Below are 16,735 nucleotides of genomic sequence, written 5' to 3' on the forward strand. Positions count from 1 at the left end.
GGGGGAGAGCTGAATCATGACGGGATGACCTGGCATGTCCGAGTCGAGCAGCAAGCTTTACAAATCCTTGGCTTCTGATTGTGCAGAGTTGTCGGAATTGATTACTGTCCGGCGGCTCGCCTGCTCTGCGATAGTCGCCCGCGCAGCCGCATCTTGATCAAGGTGTGGAGCGCCGTCGTGCCTGCATACGGGGCAAGTGGGGGGATCAATCATGTCCAGAACAGGTTGGCTGAGCCAGAACATGCGCCGCGTCGGCGCCCGACACCGCATCGTCGGTGTCTTGGTGGCGCTGGCACTTGCCGGGCCGACGGCGGTCCCCGCAGCCGCTCAAACCCAGGACCGCGCTGGGCCCCCCACGGTGCAACAGGCTCCGGCGGTGAAGGGTGTTACGACACTCACCCCGCGCGCACTCAAGGTCAAGGACCAGACCAAGCGGACCTTCCGCCCGGCGAAGGCCAACTGGCCGGCCGCCACGACCGGCACCGCCACCTTGGTTGCCCCGGAAACCGGCGCGAAGCAAGGAACCAAGGCAACCGCTGCCGGCACGCCGGTCTGGGCCCGTGCCGTGAGCCCGGCCAAGGGCTCCTACCAGGGACCCGACGGCGTCGCGATACGTGTGCTGCCCCACCAGGACGCCGCCAAGCTCGGCGTGAGCGGCGTCGTCCTCACCGCCCAGGCCACAACCGGCGGTAACGGGAACGTGCAACTGGGCCTGGACTACAGCGCCTTCGCGCAGGCTTACGGCGGCAATTACGCCGACCGCCTGCACCTGGTCAAACTCCCCGCCTGCGCCCTGACCACCCCGCAGCGTGCCGCCTGCCGCACTCAGACTCCCCTCGCTACCACGCAGGACCCCACAACTCACCAGCTGGCGACCAACCTGACGCTTCAGGGCTCCCAGCCGCAGTCGTCCCAGGCCGGCCACACCAGTGAAGAGCCGGTCTCGTACACCGCCGCGACGGCAGCGGATAATACCGGCGGAGCCGAGGCGATGGTGCTGGCAGCGACCGCCACCGCGACAGCAGAGGGAGGGGCGGCCGGTAGTTACGAGGCGACGGCCCTGGCGCCGTCCGGCTCTTGGTCGGGCGGAAGCTCCACAGGCTCGTTCACCTACAACTACCCCATCGCGCCGGCCACCTCGTCGGGTTCGCTGAAGCCGTCGATAGGCCTGGCCTATGACTCCGGCTCAGTAGACGGGCAGACCTCCTCCACTCAGGCCCAGGCTTCCTGGGTGGGCGACGGCTGGGCCACGCCCGATTCCTACATCGAGCAGAGCTTCACGTCCTGCTCGGACAGTCCGGAAGGCAGTGCTTCGCCGGTCTCCAGTGCGGACCACTGCTATGACGGGCCGATCCTGACCCTGTCGCTGAACGGCTCGTCCACCTCGCTGGTGCGGAACGACAGCGACGGGACCTGGAAGCCGGCCGACGACAACGGCGCAACGGTCAAGCACGTCACCAACGCGAACAACGGCTCGGGCACCTACAACACCGACTACTGGATCGTCACCGAACGCGACGGCACCCAGTACCAGTTCGGCCGCAACCAACTGCCCGGCTGGACCACCGGCAAGGCCACCACCAACTCTGTGGACAGCGTCCCGGTGTACTCCGCGCACTCCGGCGACCCCTGCTACAGCTCCTCCGGGTTCAGCGCCTCGGTGTGCACCATGGCCTACAAGTGGCACCTCGACTACGTCGTGGACGCCCACGCCACCGCCATGGCCTACTACTACGCCCAGGACACCAACTACTACGGCGAGGAAAACGGCGCCCACAACGTCTCCTACGTCCGCGACTCCCACCTGGCCCGCATCGACTACGGCTTCCGCGACGGTGGCGCCTACGGCACCGTCCCCGACCAGATCGTCCTCACCACCGCCGCGCGCTGCACCCTGACCTCATGCAGTGCGCTGTCGGCGAGCACCGCCGCCAGCCAGTACCCGGACGTCCCCTACGACCTGATCTGCGCCTCTGGAACGACTTGCGCCGCGCACGCACCGACGTTCTTCTCCACCGTCCGACTGGCCTCCATCAAGGTGCAGCAGTACAGCGTGACAGCCGCCAAGTACCAGGCAGTCGACACCTACTCTCTGCACCAGAGCGAGCCCGCCACCGGGGACGGCACCTCGCCCACGCTGTGGCTGGCGTCGATCACCCACGAAGGCGATGACACCACCGCCGGCGGCTCCACCTCTCCGATCACTCTGCCGGACGTGAAGTTCGCCGGCGTGGACCTGAAGAACCGGGTCGACACCTCTAACTTCCCCGGCCTGTACCGCTACCGCATCTCCGGCATCACCAGCGAGATGGGCGGGCTGACCTCCGTCAGCTACGACCTGCCGGACGCCTGCACCGCCGGCTACGTGGCCGGCGCGGACCCCAAGACCAACACCAAGTCCTGCTATCCGGTGTCCTGGACTCCCAAGGACTACCTGAACCCGATCACCGACTGGTTCGAGAAGTACGCGGTCACCCAGGTACTGGAAACCGACAGCACCGGCGGTGCGGCGGCCAAGCAAACGGACTACATCTACAACGGCGGCGCCGCGTGGCACCACGACGACAACGAACTCGTCAAGGCCAAGTACCGCACCTGGGGCCAGTTCCGCGGCTACGCGAGCGTGGAGACCCGCACCGGCGACGGCGCCAACGATCCCCAGACAAAGACGGTCACGTCCTACTACCGCGGCATGGACGACGACTGGCTGTCCTCCTCCAGCCGCCGCTCGGTGAACGTGACCGACTCCCAGGGCGGCGTGCACACCGACAGCGATCAGCTGGCGGGCAACGCCCTGGAGACCACCGCCTACACCGGAGTCGGCGGCAGCGTGGACAACTCCACCGTCACCTCCTACTGGATCTCCGCCGCCACAGCCACCCGAGCCCGCACCGGCCTGCCTGCCCTGACCGCGCACACCACCAACACCGCAGAGACCTGGAGCCGCCAGGCACTCACCAGCGGGGGCACCACGAGCTGGCGCGTCACTGAGACCGACAACACCTACGACGCCACCGTCACTGACGACAACTTCGGCCTGCTGACCTACAGCTACACCCACACGGTGCCGGCCGCCGCCGCGTACGACCAGTGCACCGCGATCACCTATGCCAAGGCCAACACGACCGCCAACCTGGTCGGACTGGCAGCCTCCAAGGAGACCGACTCGGTCGCCTGCGCAGGATTCAGCCAGAACACTCCGGCCACCGTGCCGAAAGCCCTCAACACCCTCACCGCACCCACCAGCGTCTCCCGGCCTGACCAGGTGGTCTCCGCGACCCGGACGTACTACGACGACACCAGCTTCGCTACCGCCTTCCCCCAGACGGCCGCGCCCACCAAGGGCGAGATCACCATGGCCCGGCACGTCTCCGCCTACAGCGGCGGCACCTTCACCTGGCAGACCCAGACCCGCGCCACCTACGACACCTACGGCCGCCCCAAGGACGCCTACGACGCAGCCGGCAACAAGACCACCACGGCCTACACCGTGAACAGCGTCGGCCTGACCACCGGCACGACGGTCACCAACGCCAAGAACCAGACCACCAGCACCACCACCGACCCCACCCGCGGTCTCACCCTGGCCACCACCGACGCCAACGGGATCACCGACACCGTCCACTACGACGCACTCGGACGCACCACCGACGTGTGGCAGCACAACCACCCCACCACCGCCGGCGCTGACACCAAGTACACCTACACCGTCTCCCAGACCAGCCAGTCCGGCACCACCACCGACACCCGGAACGACTCCCTGGGCTACGTCACTTCCTACTCCCTCATCGACTCACTCGGCCGAGCACGGCAGAGCCAGACGCCGACCCCGCAGGGCGGTCGAACGATCACCGAGTCCTTCTACGACTCGCACGGCTGGGTGTGGAAGAAGAACAACGCCTACTGGGACCCCAATAGCCTTCCCAGCCTGTCGCCGGCCTCAGCGCAGGACTCCACGATCCCCAACCAGGACCGCTACACCCTCGACGGTTCGGGCCGCGTGGTCATCGACGACTCCACGCAGTACTCGGTGCTCAAGCAGAAGACCACCACCGTCTACAGCGGGGACGCCACCACCGTCATCCCACCTACCGGCGGCACGGTCCAGACCACGCGCACCGACCCCCTCGGCCGCACATCCGAGATCGACTCCTACAGCACCCGCCCGACGCTGAGCACCCCGATCAACACCTTCACCGGCTTGTTCTCCATCAGCGGAGGCACCTACAACGCGATCACCTACGGCTACGACGGGCACGGCAAGCAGAACACCGTCACCGCCAAGGGCAGCACCTGGACCACCGCCTACGACCTCCTCGGCCGCGCCACATCCAAGACCGACCCGGACGCCGGCACCACCAGCATGGTCTACGACGCGGTCGGTAACCTCACCCAGACCACAGACGCCCGCGGCAAGAGCGTCTCCTACACCTACGACGTACTCAACCGCCAGACCGGCCAGTACGCCTCCACAGTCGCTGCTCAAGCCCCTGGCGCGAGCGGCAACCAGACAGCGGCCTGGACCTACGACAACGACAACGCCGTCGCCGGCGTCACCAACCCGATCGGCCAGAAGACCACCGCCACCTCATACAACGCCGGAAACACCTACACAACCCAGCAATTGGCCTTCAACGCCTTCGGCGAATCACTCGGTCAGTCCATCACCATCCCGGCCGCCCACGGAGCACTCGGCGGCAAGACCTACACCTTCCGCCACACCTACAGCGCCAACACCGGCCTGCTCCTCACCGACAACTACCCCCTCGGCGGCGGCCTGCCCAACGAAATCGTCACCCACGGCTACGCCACCGCCCTGGACCTGCCCAATGCAATGGGCACCACCTCTTACGGCTACGCCCAGAGCACCGCCTACAGCGCCTACGGCCAGGTATTGCAGGAGACCTTGGGCCAGCCCACAGACCTGGCCTACCTCACCAACGACTACGACCCGCACACGGGAGCACTGACCGACCAACTGGTGACGCGCTCCGCCACCGCCACTCCGTCGAAGGTCGACGAGCAGAACTACACCTACGATCCCGCGGGCAACATCACCAAGCAGGTCACGACCCGCCTGGCCGCCACCACGGCCCCTGAGACGCAGTGCTATCAGTACGACGAACTCAACCGACTCACCCAAGCCTGGACCGCCACCGACAACTGCGACGCCGTCCCCACCGCTAGCGCCCACGCCCAGGTCGGCGACCCGCTCACCGGCGGCACCGCCTACTGGACCAGCTGGGAATTCGACGTCCTCGGGCAACGCCAGCACCAGGTCGAGCACTCCACCACCGGCGGCAGCGATACCACCACCAGTTACACCTACGACTACAACGGCAACGCCACCGCCCAGCCTCACGCCCTGGCCTCCACCCAAGTCAGCGGCGCCAGCACCGCCACAACCAGCTACACCTACGACAAGACCGGCAACACCACAACCCGCAACACCATCGCCTCCGGCAACCAGACCCTGACCTGGAACGACGCCGGACAGCTCACCCAGGTCAGCGGCGGCAAAACCGGAACCACCGGCTACATCTATGACGCCGACGGCAACGTCCTGCTCCAGACCGACCCCACCAGCACCACCCTCTACCTGCCCGGCGAACAACTCACCCTCACTGGAACCACCACCACCGGCGTCCGCTACCTCCCCCTGCCAGGCGGCGGCACCGTAGTACGTACCGGAACCGGCACCAACTACAAGTTTGAGATCAGCGACCCCCACGGCACCAGCAGCCTCTACCTCGACAACACCGGACAGACCCCCACCTGGCGCCAGTTCACCCCCTACGGCGGCACCCGCGGCACCACCGTCAACTGGCTCGACAATCGCGGCTTCCTCAACGCCCCCGACAACACCAACACCGGCCTCACCCAACTCGGCGCCCGCCAATACGACCCCACCCTCGGCCGCTTCGCCAGCCTCGACCCCCTCTTCGAAGCCACCGACGACCAACAACTCTCCGGCTACTCCTACGCCGCCGGTAACCCCATCACTCACAGCGACCCGTCCGGACTGTGCGCGGGACCCGACTGCCCGACCCGCAACTGCCCTTCCTGCCTCAACTCCACGCCCGGCAACAAGGTCAGCACCGATGCGGCCATGCGTGATGAACCCGGCTCGGGCAGTACTCCCACCAATACCGTTGCCAGCAAAGGCGGAACCGCCAACAGCGGAGGCGGGGCCCACGGCCACTGGAGCCACGTCAGCCACAAAAGCGGGCTCGGCGGCTACTTCTCCGGATTCGCCGACCAGTTCAAAGACCTGGGCGCGGGCGTGGTCAACCAAGCCCTCTCCAACGTCGACACGGTCGGTGACTGCCTCCTCGGAGACGGCTGGGGCAGCTGCGCCAGCCTGACCGTGCCAGGTGTCATCGCCAAGCAAGGCATCCCTGCCCTGTATGGCATGCGAGGCACCGCAGTCAGCATCTACACCGAGTACAAGAACGGCGACGGCGAACACGCCACCGGACGGATTGGTGCCTTCGCACTGGTGGCAATCCTCACCGGGGGCCGAGGAAGCGCTGCCGAGGCCGATGAAGCCGGCGCTGTTGCTCGCGGGTGCAAAAGCTTCACACCCGAGACGCCCGTGCTGCTGGCCAACGGAAAGTCGAAACCCATCGGCAAGGTTAAGCTTGGCGATAAGGTCGCAACGGCTGATACAAAGACGGGCAAGCGTAAGGGTGCACGCGCTGTTTCTGCGGTGTGGATCAATCACGACTACGACCTCGTCGACCTCCGCATTCGCCAAGCAGACGGCACGACAAGCGTCCTCCACACGACGGCCAAGCACCTCATCTGGGACGACACCCTCCACAAGTGGGTACCCACCGGGGAACTCGCCGTCGGCCACGCACTCAACACCGCCACGAACCAGCACGCCCGTGTCGTCTCCGTGACTGTTCGCCCCGGCGACCAGTACATGTACAACCTGACAGTCAACGACCTGCACACCTACTATGTGCTTGCAGGGTCAACCTCAGTCCTCGTTCACAACTGCACCGTGCCGGCCGCGGACCACTATGTGCCCTCGCCTGAGGAAGCTCAGGAAATTATCCAGAATGCTCCTCGTGGGAGTTCCGCTGCGGTCAAGTCGGACCTGTATCACCATGCTCCGTTTTTCATGCAGGATCTGATTGCAGAGCACGGCACGGTCTGGCGCCAGCCTCAGCGCGATCCCATGAACCCGGACAACCCCATGCATGTTTCGATACCGGGTGAGGTCAATGGAAAGCTTGGAAAATTTCACTGGATAGTGGATCGGACGGGAACACTCGTACATGAGGCTTTTGAGCCAGGAAAAGAAAAGAAGTGAGTGGTGTGGTGATGCGAGAGGTGTGGCCGAAATTTGTTCCGGGATCGTTCTTCGAGTTCGGCTTTCCGTATCCGGGGGAACTCTCGTACGGATGGCGTTGTGGACTGGTGGACACTGGAACGCTCATGCAGGTCATCGATGAGGCAAACCGAAGGGCGCTATCCTTGACGCCGGAGGAAAGGCAGATCTCTCTGCTACTCTCAGATGACGTTGATGCCGCCCGGGTTATCGCGGGATCCCTTCAGCAATATGAAAAAGATGATTCCTGCGATATTTGGCCGTACTATGTTTCCACGGCTATCAGTAGTGCAACTGTGAATCCGGATACCCGATTCGACCTCCTGGACTCGGCATGGGCTGATCTTGGGTACCCGGAAGGTATGAGAGATGTGATCTACCCAGAGGGTGGAATGCCTTCGCGCCTCGACATTGACGCCGGAGGTAGGGCGTTGACTCAATTCATGACTAGATGGCATGAAATGCTGAGTCTGAGGCCATTGAATGATCGGATTTCAGGCTAAATACTCCCCGCGTCCGCAGGGATGGTTCCGGCCTGCCCCACCGTCCGCCCCCTCGCCGGGGCCTCCGGCAGCACGCGCCACCGCGTCCCCGGCCTCTTCGCTGGCTGGGGGGCGGACGGTGGCTGGGCAGTCCAAGGCTTCCCCCGACGCCGTACGCGGCGCTGTCGTCGCCTTCCGACACACGGCGGGCGACGGGTTCCGTCATCGTCTCGGCCACGCCGGGCTCGGAGGCTTCGGTGGTTCCACCAGCCTGAGGGGCACCGGAAGTTGGGTAGCTGCTGCCAGGCGGGGGTGAACGCGGCTGCCCAGGTCCAGGTGCGGTCGAGGTGCAGAGGCGTGGGCGGGCGGGCGGCAGGCGGTGCGCGGAGCCGAAGAAGTCGGCCATCAGGGTGCGCTCTGGGCCGTCATGTTTGAAACGGAGTGGGGAGTCGAGAGGGTGGGACCCGTGGCGGCGGAATTATTGCATAATGGCGATATTGACCTTCGAAGAAATCCGCCCGGTTCAAGATTGTGAAGAACGCTGCCGAGCTTCAACGAATCGGCGGTTCTGCGAAAGGGGCGATGCCCCTGTGGCGTAGCTGACGCGTCTGCTTATTGATCTTGGTTGTGGCCTGGTGTTGCTCAGTTGTGCTGAGCGGTGGGTCTGTTCCGTGGGGGAGGTCTACGCGGAGTCGAGTGTCCGGTGCCGGTGGATACGTGGGCTGAGCTGGCTGTTTGGTGCTGCGCAGTGTGCTGGGTGGGGCGGTGGTTTTTTGCTCAGTGTGGTTGGTGCGCCTATAGGTGCGGGGACTTGTCGGCCGATGTGCTGAGGTCAGGGCGGTAGGGGCATGTGGGTCGGTTCAGCGGGTGGTGAGGCGTTGCCAGAGCAGGTCGTGGTCGGCGGGTGCGAGGCGGGGCAGTTGGAGGCGGTTGGCCAGGTTGTGGAGGAAGGCGGTCTGCTGGGTGCGTGTCAGGGGGTGTGGGGGTAGTCGGTCGAGGGCTGTGGCGAGGGTGAGGGTCTCGGGGTAGGCGATCAGGTTCCGGCAGGTCAGTGCGGGGGAGGCCGGGCCTCGGGTGAGGTGGGGGTTGGCGGTGGTGAGCCGGTGTAGGCGTGTGTGCCAGCGGGTGTGGAGGTGTTGATGGTGGTCGTACCAGCGCGTCGTGATCGTCGATGCCCAGCTCAGGGAGGTCGCCGTCGGGCGGCGGCGGGCGCCGAGGCGGGCCTGCGTGAGTTCGGGGAGAGGGCGGATGTCGAGGGGCGCGGGGTGCCTGGGGTCGCTGGAGGCCTGCTGGTGGCGGGTGCAGATCATGATCCGGGGCAGGCTGGGCGCCGGGTGGATCCATGCGGGGACGGCTTGGTGCGGGCTGCGGCGGATGGTGCAGGCGGTGCATGCCGGCAGCGGCTGCAGAGCGGGTGTGACGGGCTGCCAGCGGGCGGTGGCGGCGTGGGCTGTGCCGATGGCGGCGGGCGGGGGGCGGCGGGGCAGGGCGCGGGCGAGGTGTGCGGGCGGGATGCGGGTGAAGTGGGACAGGCGGCGGGTGGCTTCGTTGCTGAGGTGGATTTCGGTGGCGGGCGGGGCCGCGACGGTGCCGGTGGCGGTGATGTGCAGGCCGTCGAGGAGGTGGGCGGGGGAGAGGTGGTAGGCGGCTGCGAGGCGGGTGAGGTAGGAGGCGGCGCTCTCGCGGGGCAGTGGTCTCACGTGCAGTGCGCCGGGCGGGGTGGGCCACATGCTGCCGGCTCGCACGGCGGGGCGAGTGGCGGTGTGGGTTGTCACGAACAGAAGCAGATGACGTGACTTTCGTCCTCTGAGTACCTATTGACCTGCGATGCTTCAACAGTGTCTGGACGAGGCTCGGAAGGACGTGACCTGCGAGTTCACTGGTGAGGAACTTTCTGGCCTGGCACACCGCAACTTGCCCCGGACTGACATCAAGTGCTCTCGGACTTGTTATCCAGAGGCTGGCGCAGCGTCCGCGTGTTCCAGAGCTAAGGGCTTGCAGATCATTAACACGTTGTCTTGATCATGCTGCTGGAGTCGCTGCTCAGGGCTCGAACCCGAGCCTGGAGGTCTGGGAGGGCAGAGGGCGGAGTGGCCGCCGGCGGGATGACGATGCTGTGCGCCTTCAGCAGCGTCCTGATCTTCAGCAGGGTGCGGTGCATGGCGGTCCGACTGCTGTCGAACAGCACGGCGAGGGGTTCTGCGGCCAGGGCGACCCGCAGGTGAAGGACGGCTGCCAGGACCTGGTCGGGGAAGGCGAGCCGGGGCGGGCGGCCGCGCTTGACGTCGCCGTGGAGGGCCAAAGTGTCGGTGAGATCGCTCAGTTGCTGCCGGGACATGCTGGTCAGGGCGGGGTCAGACAGGAGAGCGTGGTCCCACTCCTGGGCCGGCTTCTACGGAGTCCGGGGTGCTGGGATGGCTGGGCGGGGCTGGGGGTGCAGGGCATAGTTCCAGTCGCCGTGGAAGGCGTGTCGGGTCAGTGGCAGGGACGCCATCTCCGCGTCGCTGATCTGGACTCCGGTGGGGTAGACGTTGGTATCCAGCTCGGCCATGACACGCAGTCCGGTGCGGGTGGTGGTCGCGGCGATGGACTGGACGATGACTTCGTGGCTGGTCAGCGGGCGGCCGCGCCAGTTCATGGTGATGTGCGAGAAGAGCCGGTGCTCGATCTTGTTCCACTTCGATGTGCCCGGCGGCAGGTGGCACACGCTGATCGTCAGTCCTGTTTCGGCCGCAAGCCGGGCGAGTTCGAGCTTCCAGGCCCGGGTGCGGTAGCCGTTCGAGCCGCCCGCGTCGGCGGTGATGAGCAGTCGCGTCGCTTGCGGGTAGGCGGCCCGGCCCTGGCCGCACCACCAGCGGCGGATCGATTGCACCGCGAATGCGGCGGTGTCGTGATCGGTGCCCACGTTGACCCAGCCGGTGTTCGCCGTGAGATCGTAGATCCCGTACGGGACGGCCTTGCCCAGCTGGGGGTCGGCGAAGTCATGGACGTTCACCGGCGCCGGATCAGCCGCAGGCCGCCACTGGCGGCCGTTGTTCTTGAACTCGCCGACGAGCTCCTTCTTCTTGGTGTCCACGCTGATCACCGGCTGGCCAGCGTCCCGGTGATCACGGGCCTGCTCGTTGAGATAGCGGAACTGGGCATCCCGGTCGGGATGTTGGCTCCCCTCGATGGTCTTGGCGTTGGCCTGCAGACTGAAGCCTTCCTCCCGCAGCAGGTCCGCGACGGTGTCCGCACTGACTTTGTGTCCGGTCCGGGCGAGCTCCCGCGCCAGCGTGCGGGTCGACTTCACCGTCCACCGCAGCGGCGACATCGGATCGCCTCGCTCGTCCGGCTCGACAAGCGCCAGGAGAGCCGGCCGCAGCCCCGGATCGAGATCTGCGACCTTCTTGCGGCCTCCGCCCGGCCGCCGCACCCGCCCCAGAGGCTCCTCGCCGGCCTCCAACTCGGATACGCCCTTGCGGACCGTGGTCTCACTCACCGAGGCGGCCCGCGCGACGGCCCGAACACCACCGTGCCCCAGAACACGGGCCTCTGCGGCCATCAGCAGCCGTCGTTGCCGCTCATCCAGATGCGGGAACAACACCCCGAACTTCATGGTGAGTTGGGCACAGATTTCGTCCGGGATGCGCATACCACATCAACGAGCCATGGGACGGGAAGCAACACCTTGATGATCTGCAAGCCCTTAGCCAGGAGCTCCACTACGACACGGCTGCCGACAAGTTCACCGCCCAGCGCTACTACTCCGCTGGCGACGCCACCGCCGTGCGCACCGAGGCCGGCCTGTCCTGGATGGTCGACGACCACCACGGCACCGCTTCGATGACGGTGGACGCCATCACCCAGGCCGTCACCCGCCGCTACACCAAGCCCTTCGGTGAGTCGCGCGGCGCGACGCCGTCGGTCTGGCCGGACGACAAGGGCTTCCTGGGTAAGCCCGTTGACGCCGATACCGGACTCACTCACGTCGGCGCCCGTGAGTACGACCCGGTCACCGGGCGTTTCCTGTCCGCCGATCCGGTCCTTGCCCCCGATGACCATGAGTCCCTCAACGGCTATGCCTACGCCAACAACACCCCCGTCACCAAGTCCGACCCCACCGGCCTGCGACCCATGACGGCCTGCGACAACGGGTGCAGTGACGGCAAGGGCGGAACCTACTATGACCGCCTCGAGGCGAACGGCAAGGGTGGATGGACATACATCTCCACCGAGACCTACCACTACAGCTATCCCGACGGCTCGTCGCTGGCACTCACAGTCACCAACAGCGGCGGCAATGTGTCATACAAGGTCAACTTCAAGACCGGCCCAAGTCCGCTGCCGACCGTAAGGTACGGAAGCGACAGTCCATCCACCGCGACGCCCAGCCCCAGCCCGGGGATGGCTCCAGACCCCAACTACAAGGGGAGCGGCACGGGACCGTCTTGGGGCATCGCTGGAGAGATCGCACTGGCGGCCTGCGGCTGGGTGCCCATGGCCGGCGCCGGATGCGACGCGGTGGATCTGGGTCGCTCTGCGGTTGACAAGGACGCGGTGGGGATCAGCCTCGGAGCGGTCGGCTTCATTCCGCTTGTGGGCGACGCAGCGAAGCTGCCCAAACAACTCGACAACATCGCTGACGCGATCAACCTCGCGAACAAGACCGTGTCCTCGCCGTTCACCGCCCAGCTGGACAATGCCATGGAGCATCTCAAGATGGAGGACCTCACTGGGGCTGCGCGGGAACTGAAGGGGGAGGTGGTCAAACGGAAGGCGAACGGTGTCCCGTGGGATCATGTCAACGAGGTTCGAGAAACACAGAACCGCCTGGTTAAAATAATAGGTCGCATCAACAACAAACTGGGGCATCCGAAGACAGGTGACGTTGAGCGAGAACTCCTCGTCGCAGACCTGGGGCGGGCCAGCAGGATGCTGGACTATTCCGCACATTACGTACCCAGGCAGGGAGTTGGATCATGACAGTGATGCATGGCGAATACGTGCGGCAACTGATGGCGCGGGCAAAGGAAGGCGCCATCTCGCAGCGAGAGGTTAAGGAGATCGCTCAGGCCATATCCGAGGGCCGAGCCGGCCGAGACCTCTACCGGCCGTTGTACGCGGTGGCCCGAGCGGGCGGCCCGGCGTATGAGTCGTTGGTGGCCGACTATGTGATTTACCCCGAGGACCCTGAGGTCTCGGCTCTCGCCGTCCACGTGCTCACGGGGCAATGGGGAGTGGGAGCGAAGTACCGGAAGCAGATTTTGGAGTTGCTGGGCTCTCCTGAGTGGGACCTGGACGATGACGCGTTCATGGCCGCAGTAACGGGGGTGGGGGAGATCCTGCACGACGGGTTCGACGCCGAACTTCTGCAAGCCCTGCTGACACTGGCCGAGGAAGGCCGTGGTAAGTACGACGACGACCTCATGCAGCGTATTGCTGTAGAGGCGATCGCCCGTGCTCTGGGCGCCAGCCTCGCCGAGTCGATGAACCCTCCCAAGGGAGTCACGCGTACGAAGTGGTCGCAGGACTTGCTGAAGGCCGCACATGAGCGACTGAACGAGGCGGCACGTCAGCGCTGAATCCGCACCTAATCGAACGGGTCCCGACGGACATGGTCCGTCGGGGCCCGTTCGATTACAGCAACAAGCATGAGGCGTCCTCCTCCATCGTTGACGCTCGGAGGGGGGCTTGTTGGTGTGTGGGGTGGCGGCTGGCCTGGTGTGTTGCTGGTTCGCTGAGACGTCATCCGCTTTCCGAACGTGGTCGGTTGGTTCGGGGTGGGTGGGCATGAACTCCCTTTCGTGGCGGGAGGGATGGGCGTGATTCGTCCGTTCGTCTGGCTCGTGGAGGTGGCTGGTGGTGTCGGTGCTCGGTCTGCTGGAGGCCAGGGAGAAGAGGGTCCGGGAGGAGATCGCGGGGTTGCGGGAGGAGGCCGAGCGTGTGCAGGCCGCGCTCGGTGAGGCCGAACGCGGGCTTCAGCGGCTGGTGGATGCCCGGATGACGGTGACCGAGGTGCTGGCCGGGCCGCCTTCGGTGGTCACGGAGCCGACGGGAAGCGCGGTGGCGGGCTCGACGGTGCCCCGGCGGGAGACGGGCATGGCGGCGCAGGCCCTCGCGCCGGACTACCAGCGGATCTTGTCGGTGCTGGAGTCGGACGCGGGCCGGGAGGGCATGCGCTGCCAGCAGCTGGCCGTCGCGCTGGGACTGGAGGCCGTCCCGGCGAAGGTCGAAGGACTGCGATCGAAGGCGAAACGCCTGGTGGAGCGAGGGTGGGCACTCCAGGTGCGGCCGGGAGTGTTCACCGCGCTCGCGGTGGCGACCGTCTGAATCCGGCCGGCCGGCGTCCGGCCAGGCGACCGCTCATGAGCATGGTCATCGACCACAGCACCATGGCTTCGTGCATGACCGGCAGGGTCTCGTAGTCGCGCACCAGGCGACGTGAGCGCATCAGCCAGCTCAGCGTCCTCTCCACCACCCACCGTCTCGGCAGCACCACGAACCCCGGTGTGCCGTCAGTGCGTTTGACGATCTGAAGGGTGAGGCGGCATTCCTCCTGGGCCCAGTCGACGAGCCGGCCGGCATAGCCGCCGCCCGCCCACACCAGTCGGATGGAGAAGTACTGCCGTCGCAGCCGCTCGAGCAGCGGGACGGCGGCGTCGCGGTCCTGGACGCTCGCCGCACTCACCGCGACGGCCAGGACCAGGCCGAGGCAGTCCACCACCAGGTGCCGCTTGCGCCCGCCCACCTTCTTCCCGCCGTCCCAGCCGGACGTCGAGCGGGGGATGTTCACCGCCGCCCGCACCGACTGCGAGTCCACGATCGCAGCCGTCGGATCCTGCGTCCGGCCCTCCTTCTCCCGGACGCGGTCGCGCAGCCGGTCGTGGAATTCAGCGAGCAGCCCCGTGACCTGCCAACGGCGGGCGAAGGCATGCACACGCCGATACGGCGGGAAGTCCGCGGGCAGGTTGGCCCACTTCACGCCGTTGTCGGTCACATAGCGCACGGCGTCGAGCATCACACGGTGGCAATAGCCCTCCGGCCGCCCGCCCCGTCCCTCCAGCCAGGCCGGAACAGGCAGCAACGGCCGCACCACCCGCCACTCCGCCTCCGTCATGGCGGAGACATAACTCGGGGTGCGGTCCGGCCCGTCCGCCGCGTTGCCGAACCTGTGCGCGAGGCAGTCACACGACGGTGGCAGCGAGTTGGACTCCACACACGCGGACGCGAAAGACTGCGGCAACAGGGCCTCCTGGTACTCGGTTGGGATCGCACCCCCGAACTACCAAGAGGCCCTGCTGCCATGCATCGGCCCTCACGCGATCACCCGATCAGGAACCCTGTTCGACCAGGCCAGCCCCGTGATCGAAAAGCGGATGACGTCTGAGCGCTGCCTGTCGATGACAGCGGTGAGGCGGAAATCCCTGGACTGAGGCCGAGAGGCCGGAAATGATGTTCCGTATGCCTGAGCTACCCCGACCTGCTGATGAGGACGACCTGCTCCGGCGTCTTGTCGCATGGGCGGAGCACACTGCGCACGGTGGGCTTGCACTGACGGTCACGGACAGGGCGATGGAGCGTGCCGCCGAGGTTTTCGGGCTGCCTCTGCCCGGGCTGCTTCGCCGCCTGTACGGAGAGATCGCGGACGGAGGATTCGGGCCGGGGCACGGGCTGCTGCCGCTCTTCCACGTCGGGTTCGGAGCCGTCGACGGCTATCCGGCACGCATCAGCTCTCGGTCTGGCGGGCGGCCATGGTGGCCGCGTGGCGTGCTGCCGGTTCTTCACTGGGGATCCGGGCAGTACGCCGCTGTGGACTGCACCAGCCCGCAGGAACTGGTCTTGCACTATTCCCCCGGCGCAGCCGGGGCGGATGACACCTGGCTCGTGGAGTCCGAGAGCCTGGCCGAGTGGCTGGAGTCGTGGATGGACGGCACCCCATGGCAGCGAAGCCGCGCACACTCCAGCTGCACCTTCGACGGCCCGATCCTGTGGGAGGCCCTCGCGGCCCGCCTGGGTACAGCCGATTGAGCAGTGTCACGTCCCTCTGAGCCGAACATCCGACACTCAGCTCTCCAACTGCAGGGCTCAGTCGCGCCATCCCTGCCTTTACGGCTTCGCGTCGCGCGTACCGTGGCGGGAGGACCTGCCAGGAGGTGCCGATGAGCGCGCAGCCCGAACAAGCCCCCGCCCCGCCGGCCCCGGCCGCCGCCGCGAAGCTGCTCGCGCAGCTGCGCGCCGACCGCCGCGCCGACACGTGGGTGCCGTCCTTCGAGCGGGACTGGGCGAAGGCCCTGGAGGACTCCCGCCACAGCTACAGCCTCACCCCGCTGCACGACGTCGTGCGGACCTGGCAGCTGCGTGTCGCCGCGGCCCCGGCCGTCGACGCCTACATGGACTCCGGCCGCGACGAGTCCGGCTTCGTGGACCTGGACGACGTCCTCGGCACCCGCCGGTGAACGGTCAGCGGTGGACGGTACGCCTGTCCCCGCAGGCGGCAAAGGTGCTCACCGAGCTCCCCGCGTCCGCCAAGGAGATGGTCCGCGACGTCCTGGACATCGCCGTACGTTCCCCGTGGGGCTGGCCCCAGTGGAATGCCGGGGACCCGGAAGGCGAGGACGTCCGCGCCGCCTCCATCGGACAGCTGTCCGTCGTCTACGTGATCAACCGCCTCACCCGGCGCCTGTCCGTCCTCGATGTCGTCTGGATCGGGTAGCCGCCGGTGAGCGCGCCCCGACCGACCCCGACGATGCTGCGGGCGGTCCGAGCATCTCGACTACGGGCTACTCAGGACGATCTAGGTACTCGCGCCCAAGCGGAGCACGGGACCCGCTGCCTAATACTCCAGCAGGATTTCGCTGTCTGACCTGGTCTTTTCGCCGGGTGGCGGGAGTGTAGCGGGACTTGGGCCGTGCGGGGGCGGTCTCACGGAGAC

The 16,735-nt window shown here is 66.6% G+C and carries 9 protein-coding genes and 1 pseudogene; 7 read left to right on the forward strand and 3 right to left on the reverse strand.

The window, feature by feature from the left end; all coding sequences use genetic code 11:
* The first annotated feature begins 376 nt into the window (after positions 1-376).
* Positions 377-7,321: a polymorphic toxin-type HINT domain-containing protein gene (locus ACFWBD_RS36120; protein WP_385676606.1), complete on the forward strand. Its 6,945-nt coding sequence runs from the start codon at positions 377-379 to the stop codon at positions 7,319-7,321.
* A gap of 1,360 nt (positions 7,322-8,681) precedes the next feature.
* Here the strand turns inward: ACFWBD_RS36120 and ACFWBD_RS36125 are convergent.
* Positions 8,682-9,596: a TniQ family protein gene (locus ACFWBD_RS36125; RefSeq protein WP_385676609.1), complete on the reverse strand. Its 915-nt coding sequence runs from the start codon at positions 9,594-9,596 to the stop codon at positions 8,682-8,684.
* A 230-nt stretch (positions 9,597-9,826) separates the two neighbouring features.
* Positions 9,827-11,455: pseudogene (locus ACFWBD_RS36130) on the reverse strand (ISAzo13 family transposase).
* A gap of 134 nt (positions 11,456-11,589) precedes the next feature.
* Here ACFWBD_RS36130 and ACFWBD_RS36135 point away from each other — a divergent pair.
* The 3 genes from ACFWBD_RS36135 (at position 11,590) to ACFWBD_RS36145 (ending at position 14,133) form a co-directional block, all read left to right on the forward strand.
* Entirely contained in the window at positions 11,590-12,786 is a 1,197-nt protein-coding gene (locus ACFWBD_RS36135) for a polymorphic toxin type 28 domain-containing protein (protein ID WP_385676612.1), read from the forward strand.
* Positions 12,783-13,385 (forward strand): hypothetical protein, encoded by a 603-nt coding sequence (locus ACFWBD_RS36140; RefSeq protein WP_385676615.1) that lies wholly within the window; start codon positions 12,783-12,785, stop codon positions 13,383-13,385. The genes ACFWBD_RS36135 and ACFWBD_RS36140 overlap by 4 nt, the downstream gene beginning before the upstream one ends.
* Before the next feature lie 277 nt (positions 13,386-13,662).
* On the forward strand, positions 13,663-14,133 hold the full coding sequence (locus ACFWBD_RS36145) for a hypothetical protein (RefSeq protein WP_385676618.1): 471 nt from the start codon (positions 13,663-13,665) through the stop codon (positions 14,131-14,133).
* On the opposite strand, the gene ACFWBD_RS36150 is transcribed toward ACFWBD_RS36145, so the two are convergent.
* Positions 14,105-15,046 carry an IS5 family transposase gene (locus tag ACFWBD_RS36150; protein WP_385676621.1) on the reverse strand — a complete coding sequence of 314 codons (942 nt, stop codon included), beginning with the start codon at positions 15,044-15,046 and terminating at the stop codon, positions 14,105-14,107. The two genes, ACFWBD_RS36145 and ACFWBD_RS36150, sit on opposite strands and share 29 nt — an antisense overlap.
* 218 nt (positions 15,047-15,264) lie before the next feature.
* On the opposite strand from ACFWBD_RS36150, the gene ACFWBD_RS36155 reads away from it, so the two are divergent.
* The 3 genes from ACFWBD_RS36155 (at position 15,265) to ACFWBD_RS36165 (ending at position 16,516) form a co-directional block, all read left to right on the forward strand.
* Positions 15,265-15,831: an SMI1/KNR4 family protein gene (locus ACFWBD_RS36155; protein ID WP_385676624.1), complete on the forward strand. Its 567-nt coding sequence runs from the start codon at positions 15,265-15,267 to the stop codon at positions 15,829-15,831.
* Positions 15,832-15,962: 131 nt separating this feature from the next.
* Positions 15,963-16,259, forward strand: coding sequence for a DUF6247 family protein (locus ACFWBD_RS36160; RefSeq protein WP_385676627.1), 297 nt, complete (start codon positions 15,963-15,965; stop codon positions 16,257-16,259).
* Positions 16,256-16,516 (forward strand): hypothetical protein, encoded by a 261-nt coding sequence (locus tag ACFWBD_RS36165; protein ID WP_385676630.1) that lies wholly within the window; start codon positions 16,256-16,258, stop codon positions 16,514-16,516. Before ACFWBD_RS36160 ends, ACFWBD_RS36165 begins: the two co-directional genes overlap by 4 nt.
* Positions 16,517-16,735: the final 219 nt, after the last annotated feature.

Origin of the sequence: Streptomyces sp. NPDC060002, assembly GCF_042737245.1 — a bacterium.
Taxonomy (GTDB): Bacteria; Actinomycetota; Actinomycetes; order Streptomycetales; family Streptomycetaceae; genus Streptomyces.